Below are 22,260 nucleotides of genomic sequence, written 5' to 3'. Positions count from 1 at the left end.
ACTATGCCACTACAACCCATCAACGTTGTTTGTCATAGAAATACGAGCATAACCATTACCTTAGGGGTAATGGTTATGCTTCTTTTATTTTCTTCTTTATTTTCCGCTTGCTCCGGAAGAAAAAAGGAATTGGGCGATGCCATAACCGAGCGTGACTCCTTGCCGGTGATGGATACCCGCGGAGTAACTACGTTGGTTTCAGACTCCGGTATCACCCGTTATCGCATCAATACGGAAGAATGGCTGGTCTTTGACCGGAAAAATCCTCCATACTGGGCTTTTGAGAAAGGCATTTATCTGGAGAAGTTCGATTCATTGTTTCAGGTGGAAGCGAGCATTAAGGCAGATACTGCTTACTTTTATAATAAGGAAGAGCTATGGAAACTGATAGGCAACGTTGATATTCAAAACTTGAAGGGCGAACGCTTCAATACGGAGTTGCTGTATTGGGATCAGCGAAAACAGAAAGTCTATTCGGATCAGTTTATCCGCATAGAACAGCCCGATCGTATCATTACCGGGCGCGGCTTTGAGTCCAACCAGCAAATGACCGTTTATACCATCCGCCAGCCGGAAGGTGTCTTCTACGTTGACGAGGAAACCGCTGCTGCGGACAGTTTGCAAACAGATACCATAAACTAATAAAATGGATACCGTCATTTCTTTATTGATAACTATGGCATTCTCCGCTTTCTTTTCGGGAATGGAGATTGCTTTTGTGTCCGTAGATAAATTGCGCTTTGAGATGGAAAGGAAGCCGGGCGTCACTTCCGGTATCATTGCTTATTTTCTGCGCAACCCGAATAACTTTATCTCTACCATGCTGGTGGGGAATAACATTGCACTTGTTATCTACGGTATCCTTATGGCGCAAATCATAGAGGTGAATTTGCTTGCCGGGATCATTTCCAATCATTTTGTGATGGTACTGGTGCAGACCATTATTTCTACTCTTATCATCCTTGTGACGGGTGAGTTCCTGCCGAAAACATTGTTCAAGATCAATCCGAACCTGATGCTGCGGGTGTGTGCGGTACCGTTGTTTATCTGCTATGTCGTTCTGTTCCCGATCTCAAAATTTGCTTCCGGGCTGTCGTATATGTTCCTTCGCGTGTTTGGCATGAAGATTAATAAGGAGGCATCTGCCAAGGCTTTCGGTAAGGTGGACCTGGATTACTTCATTCAGTCGAGCATAGATAATGCCGATAGTAAGGAAGAGCTGGACGCGGAGGTGAAGATATTCCAGAACGCGCTCGACTTTTCGAATATAAAGATACGCGATTGCATTGTCCCCCGTACGGAGGTAGTGGCAGTAGATGTGACCACCTCACTGGAAGAACTGAAGAATCTTTTCGTGGAGTCCGGCATCTCCAAGATTATAGTCTACGATGGAAATATAGATAACGTAGTAGGCTATATCCATTCGTCGGAAATGTTCCGGAATCCGGTGGACTGGCGGAATAACGTTAAAGAGGTGCCTATTGTTCCCGAAACAATGTCCGCCCATAAACTGATGAAGCTGTTTATGCAGCAGAAGAAAACGATCGGTGTGGTGGTGGATGAGTTTGGAGGCACGGCAGGCATTGTATCGCTGGAAGACCTGGTCGAAGAGATTTTTGGTGACATTGAAGACGAACACGACAATACATCGTACGTCTGCAAGCAGATAAATGAGCACGAATACGTACTTTCGGCCCGTTTGGAAATAGAAAAGGTGAACGAGACTTTCGGGTTGGATCTGCCGGAATCGGATGATTATCTGACGGTGGGCGGACTGATTCTGAACCGCTATCAAAGCTTCCCGAAATTGCACGAAGTGATTACGGTAGACAATTATCAATTCAAAATAGTGAAGGTAACAGCTACCAAAATCGAGCTGGTACGTCTGAAAGTCATCGAATAATTCTGTTTGAGCGTAAATTTTTAAAGAATAAATAGATGCGTATTAGCATTTTTTGTATCTTCGTGCGCTAAAATGAACATTGTAAGGAAAATAATAATAAACAAATAATTCATATTTACAAAAATGGCAACATTACAAAACATTCGGTCGAAAGGACCTTTATTGGTGATTGTTATTGGTTTGGCGCTGTTTGCTTTCATCGCAGGTGACGCGTGGAAAGTGCTCCAGCCACACCAGTCACAAGACGTAGGTGAAGTAAACGGGAAATCAATTTCCGCTCAGGATTATCAGGCAATGGTAGAAGAATACACGGAAGTTATTAAATTCTCCAGTGGTACAACTGCCTTGAGCGATGAGCAAACCAACCAGATCAAAGATGAAGTATGGAGAACATACGTCAACAATAAATTGATTGAAAAAGAAGCTGAGAAGCTGGGATTGACAGTATCTAAGGCTGAACTGCAGGCTATCATCGATGCCGGTGTGCACCCGATGCTGCAACAGACTCCGTTCCGCAACCCGCAAAACGGTGCATTCGATAAGGATATGCTGAAGAAGTTCCTGGTAGATTACTCCAAGATGAATAGAGCACAGATGCCTTCTCAATATTTGGAATACTACGAATCAATGTATAAGTTCTGGTCTTTCCTTGAGAAATCTCTTATCCAGGCTCGTCTGCAAGAGAAGTATCAGGCTCTGATCACTAAATCGCTGTTCTCTAATCCGGTAGAAGCACAAGACGCTTTCGATGCCAGAGTAGATCAGTCTGACTTGCTGCTTGCTGCTATTCCTTATACTTCTATCGTCGATTCTACCATCGCTATTAAGGAATCGGAGTTGAAGGCTGCTTACGACAAGAAGAAAGAGCAATTCAGACAATATGTAGAAACCCGCAACATCAAGTACATCGATGTACAGGTAACTGCAAGTCCTGAAGATAAGGCTGCTCTCCAGAAAGAAGTGGAAGAGTATACCGAACAGCTTGCCGGCACTCCGGGTGATTACACTACTTTCATCCGTTCTACCGGTTCGGAAGCACCTTACGTAGACTTGTTCTATACTACCAAAGCTCTGCCTGCTGATGTAGTAGCCCGTCTGGACTCTGTTGCAACAGGTAGCGTATACGGACCTTACTACAATGTAACCGACAATACAATCAACTCATTCAAGAAACTGGCTACCGCTTCTTTGCCCGACTCTATCGAGTTCCGTCAGATTCAGGTAGTTGCTGATGATGCTGCTAAGACGAAGACTTTGGCCGACAGTATCTACAATGCCATCAAGGGTGGTGCAAGCTTTACAGAGGTTGCTAAGAAATATGGTCAGACCGGTGAGTCTGCATGGATCTCTTCTGCCAACTATGAAGGTGCACAGATTGACGGTGACAACTTGAAGTATGTTACTGCCGTTACTTCATTGGGACAGAACGAACTGGCTAACCTGGCTTTGGGACAGGCAAACATCATTTTGCAGGTAACCAACAAAAAGTCTGTAAAGGATAAATATAAAGTAGCTATTATCAAGCGTCCGGTTGACTTCAGCAAGGAAACTTATAGCAAGGCATACAACGACTTCAGCCAGTTCATCGCTGCAAACAATACATTGGAAAAAATGATGGCCAATGCAGAAGATGCCGGCTACAGACTGCTGGATAGAGCTGATTTGTATAGCTCGGAACACGGTATCGGTGGTATCAGAGGTACGAAAGACGCTTTGAAATGGGCGTTCGAGGCTAAGGCCGGTGAAGTTTCCGGTTTGTACGAATGCGGAGAAAGCGACCGTATGCTGGTAGTAGGTGTGGCAAGCATCATTCCTGAAGGCTACCGTCCGCTGGCTTTGGTAAAAGAACAGTTGAGAGCAGAGATTCTTCGCGACAAGAAAGCTGAGAAGATTATGGCTGATATGAAGGCTGCCAATGCTTCTTCTTTCGATCAGTATAAGAATATGGCTAATGCCGTTAGCGACTCTGTAAAGCATGTGACTTTTGCAGCTCCTGCTTATGTTCCGGTATTGCGTAGCAGCGAACCGATGGTAAGTGCTTATGCTTCTGTTGCAGAGCTGAACAAGTTGAGCGCTCCCATCAAGGGTAACGGTGGTGTATTCGTTCTCCAACCTTATGCAAAGGAAAAATTGAACGAGACATTCGATCAGGCAGCCGAGGAGTCTACTCTGGCAACTATGCATGCCCGCATGGCATCTCAGTTCATCAACGACTTGTATCTGAAGGCTGATGTAAAAGATAAACGTTACTTGTTCTTCTAAGAATAGGTAAAACAGATATCAGAAGAGCCGTCCGGGAATTACCGGGCGGCTTTTTCGTTATCTGTATATTTCATTTTCTGTCCCTGCCGTTGCCGTTGTGCAACTTTATTCCTACCTTTGCATTTCATAAAGGGATATTATTGATATAAATTTAGGTGATCATATATGCAGAAACAACCCCTCTTAGGCTTGACGCTCCTCGAATTGCAAACGGTAGTGAAGAACTTGGGCATGCCCGGATTCTCTGCCAAGCAGATAGCTTCGTGGCTGTATGAAAAGAAAGTGACCTCTATCGACGAAATGACCAACCTTTCGTTGAAGCACCGGGAATTGCTGAAGGACATTTACGAGGTAGGTGCCGAAGCCCCCGTCGATGCAATGCGCTCGGAAGACGGTACGGTGAAATACCTGTATCGGGCAGGCGAGGGGCATTTTGTAGAAGCCGTCTACATCCCCGATGAGGACCGTGCCACCCTTTGCGTATCTTCCCAGGTGGGTTGCAAGATGAACTGCAAGTTCTGCATGACCGGCAAGCAAGGCTTTACCGCCAATCTGACTGCCAACCAAATCATCAACCAGATTAACTCCTTGCCCGAAAGCGATAAACTGACCAATGTCGTGATGATGGGCATGGGCGAACCCCTCGACAACCTGGACGAAGTGCTGAAAGCCCTGGAAGTAATGACTGCCTCTTATGGCTACGGCTGGAGTCCTAAACGCATCACCCTCTCTTCCGTAGGATTGCGGAAAGGTTTGCAGCGTTTCATCGAAGAGTCCGATTGTCATCTTGCCATCAGCCTCCATTCGCCGGTGCCTTTGCAGCGTCGTGAACTGATGCCCGCCGAGAAGGCCTTCTCCATCACGGAAATAGTAGAATTGTTAAGAAACTATGATTTTAGCAAACAGCGCAGACTATCTTTTGAGTATATTGTTTTTAAAGGAGTGAACGACTCCCTGCTATATGCCAAGGAACTCTTGAAGTTGCTGCGTGGCGTAGATTGCCGGATAAACCTGATTCGTTTTCATGCCATACCCGGCGTCGACCTTGAAGGTGCAGATATGGAAACCATGACGACGCTCCGCGATTACCTCACCTCGCACGGACTGTTCACTACCATACGGGCATCCCGCGGTGAAGATATATTTGCTGCCTGCGGCATGCTTTCGACGGCCAAGCAGGAGGAGAATAAACAAGAATTAATATAAATTATTAACTTTGGTAGGAAGGATATTACGCATTCTTCGTAGCTTTGTGAAAAACTAAAATGTATAGAGATATGAGAAAGCACCTGTTTTATTTAAGTATGGCTCTTGTACTGACGCTCTTTTCCGCGTGCAGTGGCGGCAATAAGGGTGTATTTACTCCGACCTCCAGCGGTCGCGCGTATGAAATCCTGGTAGTGGTAGACCCTGGATTGTGGGAACGCCCCGCCGGCAGGGCACTGTTCGATGTGCTCGATTCTGATGTACCGGGACTTCCGCAGTCCGAACGTTCGTTCCGCATCATGTATACAGCTCCTGCTAACTATGATGCTACCTTGAAGTTGATTCGCAACATCATCATTGTGGATGTGAACAAGGATCTTTATACTCAGCCCAAGTTCAAATATGCTAAAGACGTATATGCTGCTCCGCAATCTATCCTGACCATCCAGGCACCGGATGAAGCCTCGTTCGAGCAGTTTGTAGAAGAGAACAAACAGACCATTATCGACTTCTTCACCCATGCCGAGATGAACCGTCAGATTTCCGTATTGAAGGACAAGCATAGCGACTATATCTCTACGAAAGTGAAGAGCATGTTCGACTGTGACGTATGGGTACCCGGTGACTTGAACTCTACCAAGGTAGGAGAGAACTTCTTCTGGGCAGGTACGAATACGGCTACCGGCGACCAGAACTTTGTGATTTATTCTTATCCCTATACCGATAAAGATACATTCACCAAGGAATACTTCGTGCATAAGCGCGACTCTGTGATGAAGGTTAATATCCCCGGAGCTCGGGAAGGCATGTACATGATGACGGATTCTCTGATGACCGACGTCCGTCCTATCAGTGTGCAGGGTGACTATGCGCTGGAAGCCCGCGGCCTGTGGCGCATCAAGGGTGACTTTATGGGTGGCCCGTTCGTATCACACGTCCGTCTGGACAAGCCCAACCAACGCATTATCGTATCAGAAATATTTGTTTATTCACCCGATAAAATGAAACGTAATCTGGTCCGCCAGATGGAGGCTTCGCTCTATACCCTGAAGTTGCCCGGCAGCACGCAGGAAGGGGCGGAAATTCCGGTAAACGGTACCACCCCAAAAGATACTACTAATAATAAGTAATTTAAAAATGGAAGACAACAAGATAAGAGTCGGCATTACACAAGGCGACATCAACGGTGTAGGTTATGAAGTGATTCTGAAAACTTTTGCAGAGCCCGCCATGCTGGAACTGTGTACACCTATTATTTACGGTTCGCCCAAAGTAGCAGCCTATCATCGTAAATCACTGGATTTACCTACCAACTTCAGTATCGTGAATTCTGCGTCCGAAGCAGCCTGCAACCGCCTGAGCGTGGTGAACTGCACCGATGATGAAGTAAAGGTAGAATTCTCAAAGGCCGATGCCGAAGCTGGTAAAGCCGCGCTCGGCGCATTGGAGAAGGCTCTTGAGGAATACAGGGAAGGATTGATAGATGTCATTGTGACGGCTCCTATTAACAAGCACACCATCCAGTCCGAGGAATTTGCATTCCCCGGACATACGGAATATATCGAGCAAAGAGTGGGTGACGGAGAGAAAGCACTCATGATTCTGATGAAAGATGATTTCCGCGTAGCGCTGGTGACCGGGCATATTCCCGTAAGCCAGATCGCATCGACAATTACCAAAGAGTTGATTCAGGAGAAGCTGATGATTTTCAACCGATCTCTGAAGTTGGACTTCGGCATAGATGCACCGCGCATTGCAGTGCTTTCACTGAATCCGCATGCAGGAGACAATGGGCTGCTGGGAACAGAAGAGCAGGAGATTATCATCCCGGCCCTTAAAGAAATGGCTGAGAAAGGAATACTTTGCTACGGACCCTATCCGGCAGACGGATTTATGGGCTCGGGTAACTTTGCCCACTTCGATGGTGTGCTGGCTATGTATCACGACCAGGGACTGGCTCCATTCAAGGCATTGGCCATGGACGAAGGTGTGAACTATACGGCCGGACTTCCGGTGGTACGTACTTCGCCTGCCCACGGCACGGCTTACGATATTGCAGGAAAAGGACTTGCATCCGAAGATTCTTTCCGTCAGGCGGTATATGTGGCGATAGACGTGTTCCGTAACCGTCTGCGTGAGAAGGCTGCACATGCCAATCCGCTGCGCAAGCAGTATTACGAAAAACGTGACGACAGTGACAAACTGAAACTCGATAGTGTAGAAGAAGATTTGTAGAATGACGAAAGCGGAAATACAACAAGTAAAACTACGTTTCGGCATCATCGGCAACAATGAGACGCTGATGCGTGCCATTGACATCGCTATTCAGGTAGCGCCTACCGACTTGTCTGTGCTCATTACCGGGGAGAGTGGTGTGGGAAAGGAGAGTTTTCCTCAAATCATCCATCAATATAGCCGGCGCAAGCATGGACAATACATTGCCGTGAACTGCGGCGCCATCCCCGAAGGGACCATCGACTCGGAGTTGTTCGGTCATGAGAAAGGTGCTTTTACGGGTGCTATCGGCGATCGGAAAGGCTACTTCGGCGAAGCAAACGGCGGAACGATATTTCTGGATGAAGTAGGCGAGTTGCCTCTTCCTACCCAGGCGCGTCTGCTCCGTGTGCTCGAGAGTGGTGAGTTTATCAAGGTGGGCTCCTCCAAAGTAGAGAAAACAGATGTGCGTATTGTGGCGGCTACCAATGTAAACCTGTCGCAAGCCATTGCCGACGGCCGTTTCCGTGAAGACTTGTACTATCGTCTGAATACCGTGCCTATCCAGGTGCCGCCCTTGCGCGAGCGTGGTGAGGATGTGGTGTTGCTGTTCCGCAAGTTCGCCTCGGACTTTGCCGAGAAATACCGGATGCCTGCCATTCAATTGACGGAGGATGCCAAGCAGATGTTGCTAGCTTATTCGTGGCCGGGCAATGTGCGCCAACTGAAGAATATCACCGAGCAGGTGTCTATTATAGAGACTAATCGCGATATCACCGCAGCTATCTTGAAAGGCTATCTGCCGGAACAGAACAATATGCAGCGCCTCCCGGCCTTGTTCGGTGTGAAAGATCACAAAGGCTTTGAGAGCGAAAGGGAGATTCTCTATCAGGTGCTGTTCGATATGCGCCAGGACGTCACGGAACTGAAGAAGCTGGTGCACGAGATTATGACGGAACGCGGAGCTGTGGCCGGTCCTGCGGTTGCCGCTGCTGCTTACTATACGCCGGCTCCTCCGGCTGTGGTGCCTCCGGTGACTTCCGGTGTGCCTACCATCATACACCCGTCGGTAAAACCGGCTCCGCAGATGGACGACGACTTCCAGGACACGGAAGAATATGTAGAAGAATCACTCTCACTGGACGAAGTGGAGAAAGAAATGATACGCAAAGCGCTTGAAAAACATCACGGCAAGCGTAAAAGTGCAGCGCAGGACCTGAATATTTCCGAGCGCACCCTATACAGAAAGATAAAAGAATATGGATTGGATTAAAAAGATAGCACTGGTTGCCGTTTTGGCGGTGCTGGGGCTTGTGGTATATTCGTGCCGCATCTCTATGGGGCTTGCCCCGATTAGTTCCATTGACTACAGCAAGGTGAAGACTATTTCTATTGCCGACTTCCAGAACCGGGCGGAATATGTATATGCACCGCTGGCAACGGAATTCAACCAGAAGTTGAAGGACATGTTCATACAACAGACCCGTCTGAACCTGGTGAATTCGGGTGGTGACCTTGAAATAGACGGTGAGATAACCGGATATAACCAATATAACGAATCGGTGGACGCCAGCGGTTACTCTTCCAAGGTGAAGGTGACACTGACCGTCAATGTGCGCTACGTCAACAATACGAATCATGAGGAGGACTTTGAACAGCAGTTCTCGGCCTTCCAGACGTACGACTCCTCGAAACTGTTGACCGAGGTGCAAGACCAGCTGATAACCCTGATGGTGAAAGATATCGCCGAACAGATATTCAATGCAACTGTAGCTAACTGGTAAAGTTATGACTTCTACCCATTTGCAACAATGGATTCAGCATCCCGAGACGCTGAACAGGGATACTTTGTACGAGCTCCGCACACTGGTAGCACGCTATCCCTATTTTCAGTCGATCCGTTTGCTCTATCTGAAGAACCTCTATCTGCTGCACGACATCAACTTTGGCGCCGAGTTGCGCAAAGCCGTGTTGTATGTGGCCGATCGCCGTGTGCTGTTCTATCTCATCGAGGGCGACCGTTATACCTTGAAATCCCGGAAATCTCCGTTGCTTTCTTCCGATGCCATGGAAGAGGAACCGAGCGTAGACCGCACCCTCTCCCTGATCGATGCATTTCTCGCTACTGTTCCCGAAGAGCATTCGCAGAACACCGAGCTGGACTATACAATGGACTACACCGCCTATCTGATGAACGAAGATGAACGTGCCGAACCGTCCGAATCCGGTTCGGAAACCGTGCCCGAGGTGCCGAAGTTGCGGGGACACGAACTGATAGACGGCTTTATCCTGAAGAGCGAGACCACGGATGTGCCTTTGCTCGAAGCTAAAGAATTGCCTTCTGAACCTTCGGCTTCTCCTTCCGAATCCCCGGTATCTTCTGCCAATGAAGAGCTGGATGACAGCTGTTTTACTGAAACTTTAGCCAAAATCTACATAAAACAGCGCCGATATGACAAGGCTCTTGAAATTATTAAAAAATTAAGTTTGAATTATCCAAAAAAAAATGCTTACTTTGCAGACCAAATCAGATTTTTGGAGAAATTGATTATTAACGCTAAATCAAAATAACAAAATGTATCTATTACTAATTATCTTAATGGTGATTGCATCTGTGCTGATGTGCTTCATTGTGTTGATTCAGAATTCCAAAGGAGGCGGTCTGTCATCAGGCTTCTCTTCATCCAATCAGATCATGGGTGTACGCAAGACTACAGACTTCCTTGAAAAAGCTACTTGGACCCTGGCCGGTGTCATGGTCGTTTTCAGTATCGTATCTGCTTATACCGTTCCTTCCGGCACGGGCAAAGCTGGTGACGTAATCATGGAACAAGCACAGCAAGAGGAAAAGACTAACCCTTATAACATGCCCGTAGGTACAGCAGCTCCGCAAACCGAAACTCCTGCTGAAACTGCTCCTGCAACTACTGCTCCCGCAGCAGACGAAGCACCGGCTGCCGAATAAAGGGTAGGATAGTACGGATGATTTCCGCTTGAAGAAATAAGAGAAAGGTTGATACCGATGAAAAGGTATCAACCTTTTTTCGTATTGAGCGAGGATTTATTTACCTTTGCTGCTACTTATGCAATCCGATTAATAATTTGAAATCTTATATAATAGTACGATGACAGAACAATTGAAACTTAAATTGAGTGACTCCAAAGCTTTTCGCTGGAGCGCTTTGCTGATTGTATCCTTTACTATGATGTGCGGATACTTTATGACTGATGTAATGGCCCCGTTGGAGGACTTGTTGACTACAAAAGGACAAGTTGTATACTACGAGGATGGTAGTTTTGAAAAAGTAGAGAATGCCATTTCTGTGCAGTCAACGAAGGCTGTAGACGCCACTCTGGATGGTTTGGGATGGTCATCGACCGAATATGGTTTCTTTACGGGAGCCTATGGATATTTCAACGTATTCCTGGTGATGCTGCTGCTTGGTGGTATTATTCTGGATAAGATGGGAGTACGTTTCACCGGAACAATGTCTTCGTTATTGATGTTTGGAGGTGCTTTAATAAAATATTGGGCTATATCTCCTTATTTCACTCTCGAAGGAAGTCTGTTCGGTTTTAGTTATCAGGTGCTTTTTGCATGTTTAGGTTTTGCCATTTTCGGTGTCGGTGCCGAGATAACGGGTATTACCGTATCGAAGGTCATTGTGAAGTGGTTTACCGGTCATGAGTTGGCTTTGGCTATGGGACTGCAGGTCGCTATGGCTCGTATCGGAACCGGTATTGCTTTAGGATTCAGTTTGCCGATAGCCAAGGCGATGGGACATCTGTCCCAGTCTGTGCTGCTCGGTGCTATTGCATTGTGCATCGGTTTCCTCTTCTATATGGTTTATTGCGTGATGGATAGAAAATTGGATGCTTCTGCTGCGAGTACGGTTACGGCATCGGACGAAGACAAGTTCAAGCTCAGCGATATCAAGTTTATTGTTACGAACAAGGGTTTCTGGCTGATTACCTTCCTTTGTTTGTTGTTCTATTCCGGTGTATTCCCGTTCCTGAAGTTTGCGGTAAAGGTGATGATTTATAAGTATAATGTAGAGCCGAGCTTGGCCGGGTATATCCCGATGATGCTGCCGTTTGGTTGTATTCTTCTGACACCGGTCTTCGGTTCGCTCTACGACCGTATTGGTAAAGGAGCCACATTGATGGTTATCGGTTCTATTATGTTGGTGTTTGTACATTTGTGCTTCACATTGCCCATTTTGGAATATTGGTGGTTTGCATTGCTTTTAGTCATTGTATTGGGAGTTGCATTCTCCTTGGTTCCATCTGCTATGTGGCCTTCCGTGCCCAAGATTATTCCGCAGAAGCAATTAGGTTCGGCCTATTCTTTGATCTTTTATATTCAGAACATAGGTTTGTCGATGGTACCGTTGTTGATAGGTTGGGTGATAGACCACTTTGCCAAGACTACTGCGGCGGACGGCACTGTAGGCTATAATTATACGGTACCTTTATCTATATTCATGATCTTTGGAATTTTATCGGTAGTTGTAGCCTTGTTGTTGAAGGCTGAAAACAAGCGTAAAGGTTATGGTTTGGAAGAAGCCAATATTCAGAAATAAGATGTAAATAACGAACGGAAATATGGAAACACCCGAAGGAAAAATCAGTCTGTTGGATGCTGTTCCGGTTCGTTGCGGACATATAACAACCGAATGGGAGGGTGAGTGCGCTGTGCTCACCTATCCCCGGTTTAAATACGAATGGATGCGCCGTTTCTTGTTGCCGAAAGGTATGTCGCCGGATATTCATGTGAAGTTGGAAGAGCACGGAACAGCCGTGTGGAATATGATAGACGGGCGTCGCACGGTGCGCGAAATCATCTCCCTGCTTGCCGAACACTTTGAAGGCGAAGAGAATTATCCTTCACGCGTCACTACTTACGTGATGCAGCTGCGTAAAGACGGGTTTGTTCAATTGACGATTAAAGATTGAAGTAAAAACTCGGCATATCTAATTTTCTTGTTTGCAAAATAATGAGAGAAGATGTTATAAAATTCGATCTGCCCGTTGATTACATTATAACCGATGAGCATATAGAGAGTAGCCTGAATGACTATATGGAATCTCTTTGCCGAGTTATGTCCGGACTATTCGTCCTTTGTACAAAAGGAGAGATACATATCAGCATAAATGTATCGGAATATGTCATCAAGGAGAATAACTTTATTACCCTGCTCCCGAATTATCTGATACAAGTGCACGAAATATCTCCCGATGTCCATTTGTATGTAGCAGGATTCTCAAGCAAGATGATGGCATCAGCCAACTTGATTAGTACTACTCGGGGGTTATTGCCCATGATTATCGAGAATCCTATTACCTCTTTGTCACCTACAAAGGTTGGTGATTTGGAAGCATTATACCGGGTATTTATAAAATCGTATGCTAATCCGGATGTTTGTGAAAATAAAGAAGTCGTGAAAGCCATTCTAGCTCTATTCATGCAGGGAGTTTACGAGTTATACAAACGGCGTAATAAATACGTCATTCCTTCACAAACCAGGAAAAACGAGGTATATCGGGAGTTTATGCTGATGGTAATGAAATACTATAAGCTCCAACACGGAGTTGCTTTTTATGCAGAACGATTGGGGTTAAGCCTTCCCCATTTTTGCAATTCCATCAAAAAGGCTTCCGGGTATACTCCTCTCGAGGTTATTGCGGCTGCGCTGATTATGGATGCAAAGGCTCAATTGAAGTCGACTACGCTGCCGATAAAAGAAATTGGATTGTCACTCGGGTTCACCAATCTATCGTTCTTTAATCAATTCTTTAAAAAACATACCGGAGTTACACCGCAATCATTCAGGGAAGAATAAAGAAAATTCTGTCATCCTGAACGAAGTGAAGGATCTCTTCTCCTATACTACGCGGAGAAGGGATCCTTCACTTTATTCTGAATGACAGAGAATCAGGACTGTTTATTACTTGCCACCTTTATAGTGGTTGTACCAATCAGTATTTGTTGTTCCCTTTGATTCTGTCCACATCTTGAATTCAGGATATTCCTTTTCACTATCAATTCTATATGTCTCTGTTACTGCGTGGAAACCTGTAACGTCGAATAAATCAATAGCGAATGGATACGTTCCTTTGCGATCTATATAGTAGGCATCATCCTTAGTACCGATCTGAGAAGGATCGGCATACGAAGTGGCTTTGAACTTTGGCAAATGTACTTCCGTACGTTGCTTGTTTTCAGAAGCATAATTCACAATAATATATGGATTATAGTCTTTTATATCCTTTTTGTCGAATCCACCATTCGGGAACTCTCTAATTATTGTGTACTCCTTACCGATTGATGTCTTGTTATTAGCATATACTATAATGGAAGAAGTTGCAGATTCTACTGTTGATTCATCAGATGATAAAGTTACCTGCCCGAACTGTGCTACATCAATCTGATATGCAAATGCATTGATATAATCGGCACCATCGTGAGTCGGCCTGAAAATATCTTCTATTTTGGTAACTACATTATCGGTATTATAATAGACCGTACGCTTGTACTCTACAATAACATCATTCATGTCGTAATCACCGCCGCTGGGCCATATATCTTCGAATGCCAGTGTACCTTTATTCGATTGCGTTTTATCTTCTTGCACGGGCGGCGTATCAGGATCTGGAATTACCGGTCTGTCGGGATTCTCAATGGAGCTCTCAGGAGTGGCATTTACATAAAAGAGTAAATCGCAATAACTCTTATTACCTCCATCTTCAACGCCGATTATAACGTTACCGCTTTTCTGATCTTTGATGGTGATAAATCTCTGATCTGATACACTGCTGCCATTCAGATTGGATGCGATAAGCTTGCTGGTATTTATCATATTATCGTTACTATGATCGCCACCACTGATCTGATTAAACTGGAAACCTTGTGCATAGATAAACCATCCAACAGTGTAACCCACAGGGAACTCGTCAGAAGAGTTTCCATTCTGATCATAGAATTTTAATCTTACTTTGTCGCCGGAATGTAAGATGTTCTCCCAGATAGCCTGGCTGAACAATTCTACATTTGGAAAAACAATATATTTCTTTATTGTTTTGACATCCACCTTTCCTGCTTCATCCGTTTTATAATAATAATACCCGAAAGTATTATCCCACTCTGCATCCCTATTTACGAATACCACATCCAGTTTGGCAGGGGCATTTTTGATTGTAATATTGGTTGTGCCGGATTGTTTGACAAGAGCTGAATTATCCTGGTTCTTCTTAGAGGCGAGAAATGCTTTCATACGCTTTGCGAAATCGTCCATAGATTCTTGTCCTACAGTGCTTGCATTTGTAATGTAACCTTCATTAATATTGCCCAGGTCCCATCTATAGCTGAGATTTCCTCCATCTCCCCATTTACACAATGAGTAAAGGTTCTGGCTTTTCTCAATCAAATAAGGAGCATCTCCCGTAAAGCCATAGGCGCGTGTTACCGCTCTTGTCTCCGGTTTGCTACTCTTACTCAAATCCAGGCGTACTGCTCCATTTTCCACATCCAACTCAATGCATCTCGGCAATCCCCACGTATCTGTGTACAGATAGACTGTCTTTACGGCAGTAGAGATTTCCATGTTCCCTTCGAACTTACCGTTTCCATCCGTATAGCTTGTAAAGAAAGGCTCTATATCCTCTCTTTTCGATCCATCGGAATTCATCGGATTCTCGCTATATACAGCAATCCATGCTTTGAATCCGGGTGCATTATAGTCTACATAAAGATTCGATACCTTTTTCGTTTCAAACCCAAAATACTCACTCTCATCCGGGAGCGGTTCTTTTCCCTTACTGGGGTCGTACAGATCTTTTTCAGTACATCCCACTACCAAGCTTATGAACATCATCATAAATGCTCCGGTTAAAATGTTTTGTAAGTGTTTTCGTTCCATAATCATGATAGTTTAAATTATACATTGTTTGTCAACAATCAGATAGAATGTGTACAAAATACTATTCACTCTATTGATGTTCAAAGATAAATATAATTGGGAACTACTGTCTGAAAAGAGTAAAAACGGAATATCGAATATTAAAAAAATGAAAGGCTGTACAGTCCGGGAGATTATCTCCTTAGAGCTGTACAGCCTTTTATTTCTAATATTTAGTTCTTATAGCCTATTCTCTGTCCACTTTAATCAATCCTCCCGTTGCCGTATCGAACTGTACCTTTACAGTTGAATTCTTGTTGAACAGTACCGGCGCCAGGTATTCTATGGTACCGAATTGCGTGATAGGCAACTGATCGTCAAACAGTTTCTTGTTGTTGTGCGTCAGCGTGACTTGTGCTCTGCCCGGAACGTTGTAGGCTACACCTTCCAGTTTCTTCTTGGACTCTTCGGCGGTGGAGGAGTCGGGCGTCTTGAGGTCGGTTATGCTGATGTAGTACGGTTCGCCGGCAAGGTCGTTGTTGGCTACCACGCCCAGCTTCTTGGAGAAGCGGAAGGCGACTTCGTTCTTCATTTCCTTGGGCGTCAGTCGGATGGTGAAAGTCTTGGGCTCGTCTTTTACTTTGCCCGAGAACATCTCCGTCATGGCGCTTTCCTGCAAGTTCAGGTTGTCGAGCATTATCTTGAGTTGTGCCCCGTCCTGGGGCATGTTGTCGGCTTCGCCACGCAGCAGGGCGTTCTTGCTTTCACGGATGCTGTAGATCTCTTTGGCAATCAGTTCCGCCATCTTGGCGCTGGAGTTGGACATCAGAATCTCTTCCGTGAGGAAACTGCGCGGGTCGATGCTCTTTGCAGGGGCTTGGGGCTGAGACGGCTTTACGGTTTGCTTGCCGCTGTAGGGCATGTTGATGGAACGCACAATGCCGTCTTCGGTCAGTTCCATAAGCGGTGCGACGGTTTTGTCCTTCAACTTCACAAAGTAGACGTTCTCTTTGTCGGGCACACCGACGATGCGGGTTTCTATTCCGTCCAGTGTCCAGTACTCTTCCGGTTCGGCGGATATGTTGTTGAGGCGCAGGTAGCGGTCGGCATAGCGGCAGAATTCTCCGGGGGTATAAGTATGCTTGGTAGTTTGTAGCACTATTTCAATTTCTGTTTGGGGCAGCATATAGGTCACGCCGTAATCCTTGCCGCGCATTACGCCGGCTGTTACTTCTGTCTGGGCCACGGCGGTAGTAGCCAGCAACAGCGCAGAAAGCATCAATATATTCTTCTTCATAATGTACATTTGTTAGATTGCATTTAGCTTAGGGACAAAGTTAATCAAGTTATCTTTGTCAAATATTCAATTATAAATTATTAACAGAATAAGCGATGCTTTGAAGTGGATGCTTATTGCACGAACTGCACGCAGACCGGCATATCTACTACAATATCCTGGTGAGTATCCCGCAGCAGCCCCGTGTTTTCATCGCGCTCGTACACCTGAATGACGTTGCTGTCGCGGCAGGCGGCCAGCAGGTACTTGCCGTTAGGGGTGATGTTGAAGTGGCGCGGATGAATGCCCGTAAGTTGGTATCCCACTTTGGCAAGCGTTCCGTTCGCAGGGTCGACGGCGAAGATGGCGATGCCGTCTGCTTGCAACCGGTTGCTGGCATAGAGGTACTTGCCGTCCGGACTGAGGTGAACATCGGCACCGCCACGGGCACCTACGGTATCGGCAACGATGGTTTGTATCTGTTGTAGACGACCGTCGTCGTAGTCGAAAGCTATGACTTTGCCGGACAGCTCGGTGACGAGATAGGCATGCTTGCCGTCCGGACTGAACGTCAGATGGCGCGGACCGGAGTCGGCCTCTATGTCGATGGCCTCGGCGGACAGATGGGGGATGATATCTTTGGGATGCAGCACGAAGCGCAGGATGCGGTCGGCGCTGAAGTCGGTGGCGAAGATGTACTTCCCGTCCGGTGAGAAGAGGGTGCAGTGGATGTGCGGAACAATCTGGCGCACGGGATCGGGACCGGTGGCGATGCCTTCAAAAAGCGTATCGACCGGTAGCAGTGTGCCGTCCGGGCGCAGGGGGAAGACGGACATGGTTCCGCCGCTGTAATTGGCAGTTAACACTTCCCGGCCGTTGGTGGCCACGTAGCAGGGATCGGCTCCTTGGGTGAGTTCGGTGTTCAGCAGACGGAGTTCACCCGTTTCCTTGTCGAAGGCCAGGGAGCTGAGGGCAGCGGTGCTGTCGTTCATTTCGCTGACGGCGTAGACCAACTTCCCGTCTTCCGATGGAGTGAGGTAGGAGGGGTTGGGCAGTTCCACGCTGCCGAGCGGGGTGGCCGTTCCTGTTTCCTGGTCGAAGCGGAAGGTGTAGATGCCTTTGCTTGTTCCGTTGGTGTAAGTGCCCACCAGCATGGCGAGTTCGTCCGGGTTGCCGTTGGCTGCCTTCTTGGGCGCACATGCGGCTACGCTTAATCCGAGCATACAGTAAAGAAGTGTTTTCATTATATTATTGTATTTTAATTTCCGCTATTCCCACCCGGTCGTCGTTCAGCACGATGCGGAGGTCGCTGGCGGTAGTACCTTTGAAGGAGTACGAAATCGGCTTGTCGTACTCGCTGACGGTGCCCGAATATACGGTCAGGAACTGTCCGCCGCCGCCCGAAAGCTGGATTTCGAACGCTGCCGGCAGTTGGTTGTCGCGCTTGAAGGCGATGGACACCCGGTCTACCTTGGCTCCGTTCTCCAAGGCAAAGGTAATATAATCTCCCTTATTTCCTTGCCATGCGGTGCTGATTTTTCCATCGAGCACGTTTTCAGCATCCTCCTGATTGGTGCTGGCGCTTACGCGGCTGGCGGGCTTTTGGGCTTCCAGAGCTTTGACGCGTGTCTGATAATCTTCTACGGTGAGCGTACCGTTCAGGCGGATGTCCTCACTGGAGGCGCCTGCCATGAGGACGAAGTCACCTGGTTCTACCACCCATTTCATGTCGGCATCCAGCAGTTCCAGCTGCTTGCGGTCGATGGTGAAGGTTACTTCTTTCGTCTCGCCCGGTGCCAGGTGGACGCGCTCGAAACCGGCGAGGTTCTTCTCGTAAGTGGTGACGCTGCTCAGTACGTCGCGGGTGTAGAGCTGCACCACTTCGTCTCCGGCGCGCTTTCCGGTGTTGGTCACTTTCAGCCGCACGGTGGCCGTTTCGTTCGGGGTGATGATTCGAGGGCTGATTGTCAGGTCGGAATACTCGAAAGTGGTGTAACTCAGACCGTAGCCGAAGGGGTAGAGGGCACCGTTGATGCGGGACATGTTGCCGTCCGGGCCGGGATTCTTGCCGCCGTCAATCTGCGAAGAGGGCTTGCAGGGGAAGTTGAAGGGGATTTGTCCTACGGTTTTCGGGAAGGTGACGGTCAGTTTGCCGCCGGGGTTGTAGTCGCCGAAGAGGATGTCGGCAAGGGCTGTTCCGCCTTTCGAACCGGGGTACCAGGCTTCGAGGATGGCGGGGACGAACTTGTCCGCCCAGTTGACGGAGAGCGGGCGCCCGTTGATGAGTATCAGTACTACCGGTTTGCCGGTGGCTTGTACGGCTTGGAGCAGTTGCAGTTGGCGTCCCGGCAGGTCGAGGCTGGTGCGCGATTTGTTCTCGCCGCAGGTGCGTTGTCCTCCACCCAGCACTACGACGGCTACGTCGGCCTGGCGGGCATTCTCTGCGGCGCGGTCTATCTCGGCCTGCTCGTCGGCAGTCAGCGGATAGTCGATGATTTCGCTTTCGGGCCAGTTGGCGTCTACCAGGTCGCAACCTTTGGTGTAGAGGACTTCGGCTTTGCCCTGCACTTTGCCGCGGATGCCTTCCAGCACGGTGGTGACTTCTACGGCAAGCGGACCGTAATGCGTCAGCGCGTAGGCTTCTTCATCCGCGTTGGGGCCGCATACGGCAATCTTCTTGATGGAGTTGATGTCCAGCGGAAGCGTATTGTCTGCATTCTTCAGCAAGACGACGGACTCGAGGGAGGCTTGCAAGGCAACGGCTTCGTTCTCTTCTTTTTCCACTTCACGGTCGGCACCGGCAAGGTCGATCTGGTAAGGGGCATCGAACAGTCCCACGAGGAACTTCACGCGGAGGATGTCGCGCACGCGGTCGTCGATGACCTCTTCGCTCAGTCCGCCTTCCTTCACCAGTTCGCGCAGCGGAAGTACGTAAGAGTCCGGGGAGCGGAAGGTGCAGCGCACGTTCAGTCCGGCTTCCACGCTTTGGCGCACGGCTTCTTTCATGTCTTTGGCGGTGCCGTGCTTGGTGTAGAGGTATTCTACGGCGTCGCTGTCGGACACTACATAACCGCGGAAGCCCATTTCGCTGCGCAGGCGGGTCATCAGCCAGTAGTAGCTTCCTTGGATGGGGATACCGTCGTAGTCGTTGTACGAACTCATCACGCCCAGCAGTCCGGCTTCGCGAATCACGCGCTTGAAAGGATAAATATGTATGTTCTCCACTTCGCGCGGCGACATCTGCGGGTCGACACGCGCCATACCTTCGCGGGCACCTTTGTTGTTGCTGTAGGCGGCGAAGTGCTTGCCGGTGGCGGCCACCTGGTGGTTATGCTGCATGCCGCGCACCATTTCGATGCCCAGCTCGGCTACAAGGTAGGGCGATTCTCCGTAGACTTCTTCGTAGCGTCCCCAGCGTTGGTCGCGGCCTACGTCGAGGATGGGGGCGTAGACGTTGGTGTAGCCCAGCATCCGGGCTTCCCGTCCGGTGATGAGGCCCACTTGGTGAATCAGTTTCCGGTTCCAGGTATGTCCCAGGCCCAGTTGGGTAGGGAAGTTGGTGGCGCGGTAGCTTTCCACGCCGCGGATGCCTTCGTTGGTGAAGTCTACGGGGATGCCGAGGCGGGTGTCTTCTACGAAGAAGCGCTGCACCTCGTTCAGTGCCCATGCGTGGCGGGAGGCGGGCCAGACGTTTTCGTTGTCCGATGGGGGGAGGCCCCATTGCTGGAAGCCGTTGAGGTGCTCATCTATGGCGCCGATGCCGTCTTTCCATAGGGCTGACTTCCATTCAGGCGTGGGGAGGGCGTCTTTCAACACGCGCTTGTAACCGTAGAGGGTTACCATTTGGCAGGTCTTCTCTTCCAGGGTCATCTGCCGCAGCAGGTCTTCAATGCGCGCATCGAGCGGGGCGGTGGGGTCTTCGTAGATGTCCTTCACTCCGTTCTTGTTGAAATCAATCCAACCTTTGCGGTACATTTCTGTCTTTACCGGTCGGTAAATGGCCGGTACTTTTGTCGCGTTCTGTGCGGACAGCAGTGTGCCGCTGCCCAGCAATAAAGTGGCTACAATTAATCCTTTCATGGTATCTTATCGTTTTGTATTAATTTTCTGTTGTCAAATGTACGGCTTATTACTCGGATTCGGGTTATAAAATTGTCCGAAGTATGAGCAGTAATAGTCCGGAAATGCTTTCAAAGGGGCGTGGGGACGGGGTTTCAGGGGTATGACAATGAGTTTTGGCGGCTGCAACAATAGGCTTTTGCATTTGCAACAATAAACTTTCAGATGTGTAGCATTAGGCCCTTGCATCTGAAAGGCATAACCTTCTCAACTTGAACACTGCTTCATGTCATGCACAAGATGGCATCTTATGCTGCTCAAGATGGCATCTTATGCTACACAAGATGGCATCTTGTGCATGGGATGCTTTAGGGATTCTGTTCTTGGGGTTTATTGTTCCGGTTCTTAGGGCTTATTGTTTTAGCTTTCCGGCTTTATTGTCTTATGAATAATCCCTTGTTTATTCTATAATCCAACCAATCGATATAGTCATTTTGCAAGTGAATGGCAGTGAATAGGTAGCCAACTAGGCATAAAAGCATTATAATGATGGTTGCCATTATATATAATGTGATCCGTACCTTCTTCGGCAGTAAATCTAAACACTCTAGTAATTGAAATATTGTTTTCATGCCTTTGGGAGTTTAGGAATAGGCATAAAAAACGTGCCCAATCCAATATAAAGCACCCCAAGGTACGGCAAAGAACCCGTGCGAACCTATACTGAACGGGCACGCATATCGTGATGAAACGACATAACGAGCCTTGTTCAGTTTAGTTCGCACATTCAAAATTTGCCGTTTTTGGGTGCCTAAACTGACTACTATGTTATGAATGCTTTTGCATTCGGTGACAAAGATAGAGAAAAGAAGTAAGATAACAATTAATTTCTTTCGTTAATAATGTTTATTCAACCTGACAAATAATTGTTTGGCATCAATAGAATACGTATCTTTGCAGCCACGATTCCCCAAAGAACCGTGCACAATTTTGGGCTTGACTGGATTTGACAGCGGGCAGAAATGGTGAGTAAGCATGCAGTGCGTCGTTGATTTGCACTTAAATCTCAGTCCTCAAAATTTTATCTGGCGAAACTAATTACGCTCTTGCTGCTTAATCGAATCATAGTAGATTAGCTTAATCCCGGCACTAGGTGCTGGGACGAGACATCACTCGGAAGCTGTTGCTCCGAAGCATTCCGATCCAGTGGTGCAGTTACATCGGGGATAGTCAGTGTCGGCCTCGCGGCGCGGATGAAACTAAAGAGGATAAGGCTACGGTTGATGGCTTTGGTTCTGCCGTAGCACGAAAAATTAGGCAAAGATAAGCATGTAGAAAGCTTATGATTTCCTCGTTTGGACGAGGGTTCGATTCCCTCCAGGTCCACAAGGTGGATGTTTGAAACTCATTAATGACGCAACAATGTATTAAAACTGACGTGT

At 47.6% G+C, this 22,260-nt stretch carries 17 protein-coding genes and 1 other RNA gene; 14 read left to right on the top strand and 4 right to left on the bottom strand.

Annotated elements, in window-relative coordinates:
- Positions 1 to 3: 3 nt before the first annotated feature.
- The 13 genes from lptC (at position 4) to AAE250_RS06775 (ending at position 13,428) form a co-directional block, all read left to right on the top strand.
- Entirely contained in the window at positions 4 to 642 is a 639-nt protein-coding gene (gene lptC, locus AAE250_RS06835; RefSeq protein ID WP_294598624.1) for an LPS export ABC transporter periplasmic protein LptC, read from the top strand.
- 4 nt (positions 643 to 646) lie between these two features.
- A complete protein-coding gene (locus AAE250_RS06830; protein ID WP_294598621.1) occupies positions 647 to 1,903 on the top strand; it encodes a hemolysin family protein in 1,257 nt (418 codons plus the stop codon).
- Between the two features lie 123 nt (positions 1,904 to 2,026).
- The gene (locus tag AAE250_RS06825) at positions 2,027 to 4,165 is read left to right on the top strand and encodes a peptidylprolyl isomerase (RefSeq protein WP_294598619.1); all 2,139 of its coding nucleotides are present in this window, start codon (positions 2,027 to 2,029) and stop codon (positions 4,163 to 4,165) included.
- Between the two features lie 165 nt (positions 4,166 to 4,330).
- On the top strand, positions 4,331 to 5,371 hold the full coding sequence (rlmN, locus tag AAE250_RS06820; RefSeq protein WP_294598616.1) for a 23S rRNA (adenine(2503)-C(2))-methyltransferase RlmN: 1,041 nt from the start codon (positions 4,331 to 4,333) through the stop codon (positions 5,369 to 5,371).
- Positions 5,372 to 5,442: 71 nt separating this feature from the next.
- On the top strand, positions 5,443 to 6,501 hold the full coding sequence (locus AAE250_RS06815) for a DUF4837 family protein (protein WP_294598613.1): 1,059 nt from the start codon (positions 5,443 to 5,445) through the stop codon (positions 6,499 to 6,501).
- Positions 6,502 to 6,508: 7 nt separating this feature from the next.
- Positions 6,509 to 7,606: a 4-hydroxythreonine-4-phosphate dehydrogenase PdxA gene (gene pdxA / locus AAE250_RS06810; RefSeq protein ID WP_294598610.1), complete on the top strand. Its 1,098-nt coding sequence runs from the start codon at positions 6,509 to 6,511 to the stop codon at positions 7,604 to 7,606.
- Between the two features lies 1 nt (position 7,607).
- A complete protein-coding gene (locus AAE250_RS06805) occupies positions 7,608 to 8,858 on the top strand; it encodes a sigma-54 interaction domain-containing protein (RefSeq protein ID WP_294598607.1) in 1,251 nt (416 codons plus the stop codon).
- Positions 8,845 to 9,369, top strand: a complete 525-nt coding sequence (locus tag AAE250_RS06800) for an LptE family protein (RefSeq protein ID WP_294598604.1) — start codon at positions 8,845 to 8,847, stop codon at positions 9,367 to 9,369. Before AAE250_RS06805 ends, AAE250_RS06800 begins: the two co-directional genes overlap by 14 nt.
- Positions 9,370 to 9,373: 4 nt before the next feature.
- Complete coding sequence (locus AAE250_RS06795; protein WP_294598601.1) at positions 9,374 to 10,156, top strand: tetratricopeptide repeat protein; 783 nt, start codon at positions 9,374 to 9,376, stop codon at positions 10,154 to 10,156.
- 4 nt (positions 10,157 to 10,160) lie between these two features.
- The gene (gene secG, locus AAE250_RS06790; RefSeq protein ID WP_294598598.1) at positions 10,161 to 10,550 is read left to right on the top strand and encodes a preprotein translocase subunit SecG; all 390 of its coding nucleotides are present in this window, start codon (positions 10,161 to 10,163) and stop codon (positions 10,548 to 10,550) included.
- 160 nt (positions 10,551 to 10,710) lie between these two features.
- Positions 10,711 to 12,168, top strand: a complete 1,458-nt coding sequence (locus tag AAE250_RS06785) for an MFS transporter (protein WP_294598594.1) — start codon at positions 10,711 to 10,713, stop codon at positions 12,166 to 12,168.
- Positions 12,169 to 12,190: 22 nt separating this feature from the next.
- A complete protein-coding gene (locus tag AAE250_RS06780) occupies positions 12,191 to 12,541 on the top strand; it encodes a PqqD family protein (protein ID WP_294598590.1) in 351 nt (116 codons plus the stop codon).
- A gap of 41 nt (positions 12,542 to 12,582) precedes the next feature.
- Positions 12,583 to 13,428, top strand: a complete 846-nt coding sequence (locus AAE250_RS06775) for a helix-turn-helix domain-containing protein (RefSeq protein WP_294598588.1) — start codon at positions 12,583 to 12,585, stop codon at positions 13,426 to 13,428.
- Between the two features lie 105 nt (positions 13,429 to 13,533).
- On the opposite strand, the gene AAE250_RS06770 is transcribed toward AAE250_RS06775, so the two are convergent.
- The 4 genes from AAE250_RS06770 to AAE250_RS06755 all read right to left on the bottom strand — a co-directional run bounded on the left by AAE250_RS06770 (position 13,534) and on the right by AAE250_RS06755 (position 20,839).
- A complete protein-coding gene (locus tag AAE250_RS06770) occupies positions 13,534 to 15,504 on the bottom strand; it encodes an LruC domain-containing protein (RefSeq protein ID WP_294598584.1) in 1,971 nt (656 codons plus the stop codon).
- A 226-nt stretch (positions 15,505 to 15,730) separates the two neighbouring features.
- A complete protein-coding gene (locus AAE250_RS06765; protein WP_294598581.1) occupies positions 15,731 to 16,780 on the bottom strand; it encodes a DUF4831 family protein in 1,050 nt (349 codons plus the stop codon).
- Between the two features lie 113 nt (positions 16,781 to 16,893).
- Positions 16,894 to 18,003 carry a lactonase family protein gene (locus AAE250_RS06760; protein WP_294598578.1) on the bottom strand — a complete coding sequence of 370 codons (1,110 nt, stop codon included), beginning with the start codon at positions 18,001 to 18,003 and terminating at the stop codon, positions 16,894 to 16,896.
- Positions 18,004 to 18,007: 4 nt separating this feature from the next.
- Entirely contained in the window at positions 18,008 to 20,839 is a 2,832-nt protein-coding gene (locus AAE250_RS06755) for a beta-glucosidase (RefSeq protein ID WP_294598576.1), read from the bottom strand.
- Between the two features lie 971 nt (positions 20,840 to 21,810).
- Between AAE250_RS06755 and ssrA the strand changes: the two genes are divergently transcribed.
- Positions 21,811 to 22,207, top strand: a transfer-messenger RNA (tmRNA) gene (ssrA, locus tag AAE250_RS06750).
- Positions 22,208 to 22,260 lie beyond the last annotated feature (53 nt).

This window comes from Bacteroides sp. GD17, from assembly GCF_038448625.1.
Classification (GTDB): Bacteria; Bacteroidota; Bacteroidia; order Bacteroidales; family Bacteroidaceae; genus Bacteroides.
This window is presented reverse-complemented; position numbering and strand designations above follow the sequence as displayed.

Excerpts from the sequence above, each read along its gene's own strand:
- secG (WP_294598598.1), top strand. The coding sequence starts at position 10,161 with ATGTATCTATTACTAATTATCTTAATGGTGATTGCATCTGTGCTGATG.
- AAE250_RS06795 (WP_294598601.1), top strand. The coding sequence starts at position 9,374 with ATGACTTCTACCCATTTGCAACAATGGATTCAGCATCCCGAGACGCTG.
- AAE250_RS06760 (WP_294598578.1), bottom strand. The coding sequence starts at position 18,003 with ATGAAAACACTTCTTTACTGTATGCTCGGATTAAGCGTAGCCGCATGT.
- AAE250_RS06800 (WP_294598604.1), top strand. The coding sequence starts at position 8,845 with ATGGATTGGATTAAAAAGATAGCACTGGTTGCCGTTTTGGCGGTGCTG.
- lptC (WP_294598624.1), top strand. The coding sequence starts at position 4 with ATGCCACTACAACCCATCAACGTTGTTTGTCATAGAAATACGAGCATA.
- AAE250_RS06785 (WP_294598594.1), top strand. The coding sequence starts at position 10,711 with ATGACAGAACAATTGAAACTTAAATTGAGTGACTCCAAAGCTTTTCGC.
- AAE250_RS06805 (WP_294598607.1), top strand. The coding sequence starts at position 7,608 with ATGACGAAAGCGGAAATACAACAAGTAAAACTACGTTTCGGCATCATC.
- AAE250_RS06780 (WP_294598590.1), top strand. The coding sequence starts at position 12,191 with ATGGAAACACCCGAAGGAAAAATCAGTCTGTTGGATGCTGTTCCGGTT.
- AAE250_RS06755 (WP_294598576.1), bottom strand. The coding sequence starts at position 20,839 with ATGAAAGGATTAATTGTAGCCACTTTATTGCTGGGCAGCGGCACACTG.
- AAE250_RS06830 (WP_294598621.1), top strand. The coding sequence starts at position 647 with ATGGATACCGTCATTTCTTTATTGATAACTATGGCATTCTCCGCTTTC.
- AAE250_RS06825 (WP_294598619.1), top strand. The coding sequence starts at position 2,027 with ATGGCAACATTACAAAACATTCGGTCGAAAGGACCTTTATTGGTGATT.
- AAE250_RS06775 (WP_294598588.1), top strand. The coding sequence starts at position 12,583 with ATGAGAGAAGATGTTATAAAATTCGATCTGCCCGTTGATTACATTATA.
- AAE250_RS06815 (WP_294598613.1), top strand. The coding sequence starts at position 5,443 with ATGAGAAAGCACCTGTTTTATTTAAGTATGGCTCTTGTACTGACGCTC.
- rlmN (WP_294598616.1), top strand. The coding sequence starts at position 4,331 with ATGCAGAAACAACCCCTCTTAGGCTTGACGCTCCTCGAATTGCAAACG.
- AAE250_RS06770 (WP_294598584.1), bottom strand. The coding sequence starts at position 15,504 with ATGGAACGAAAACACTTACAAAACATTTTAACCGGAGCATTTATGATG.
- AAE250_RS06765 (WP_294598581.1), bottom strand. The coding sequence starts at position 16,780 with ATGAAGAAGAATATATTGATGCTTTCTGCGCTGTTGCTGGCTACTACC.
- pdxA (WP_294598610.1), top strand. The coding sequence starts at position 6,509 with ATGGAAGACAACAAGATAAGAGTCGGCATTACACAAGGCGACATCAAC.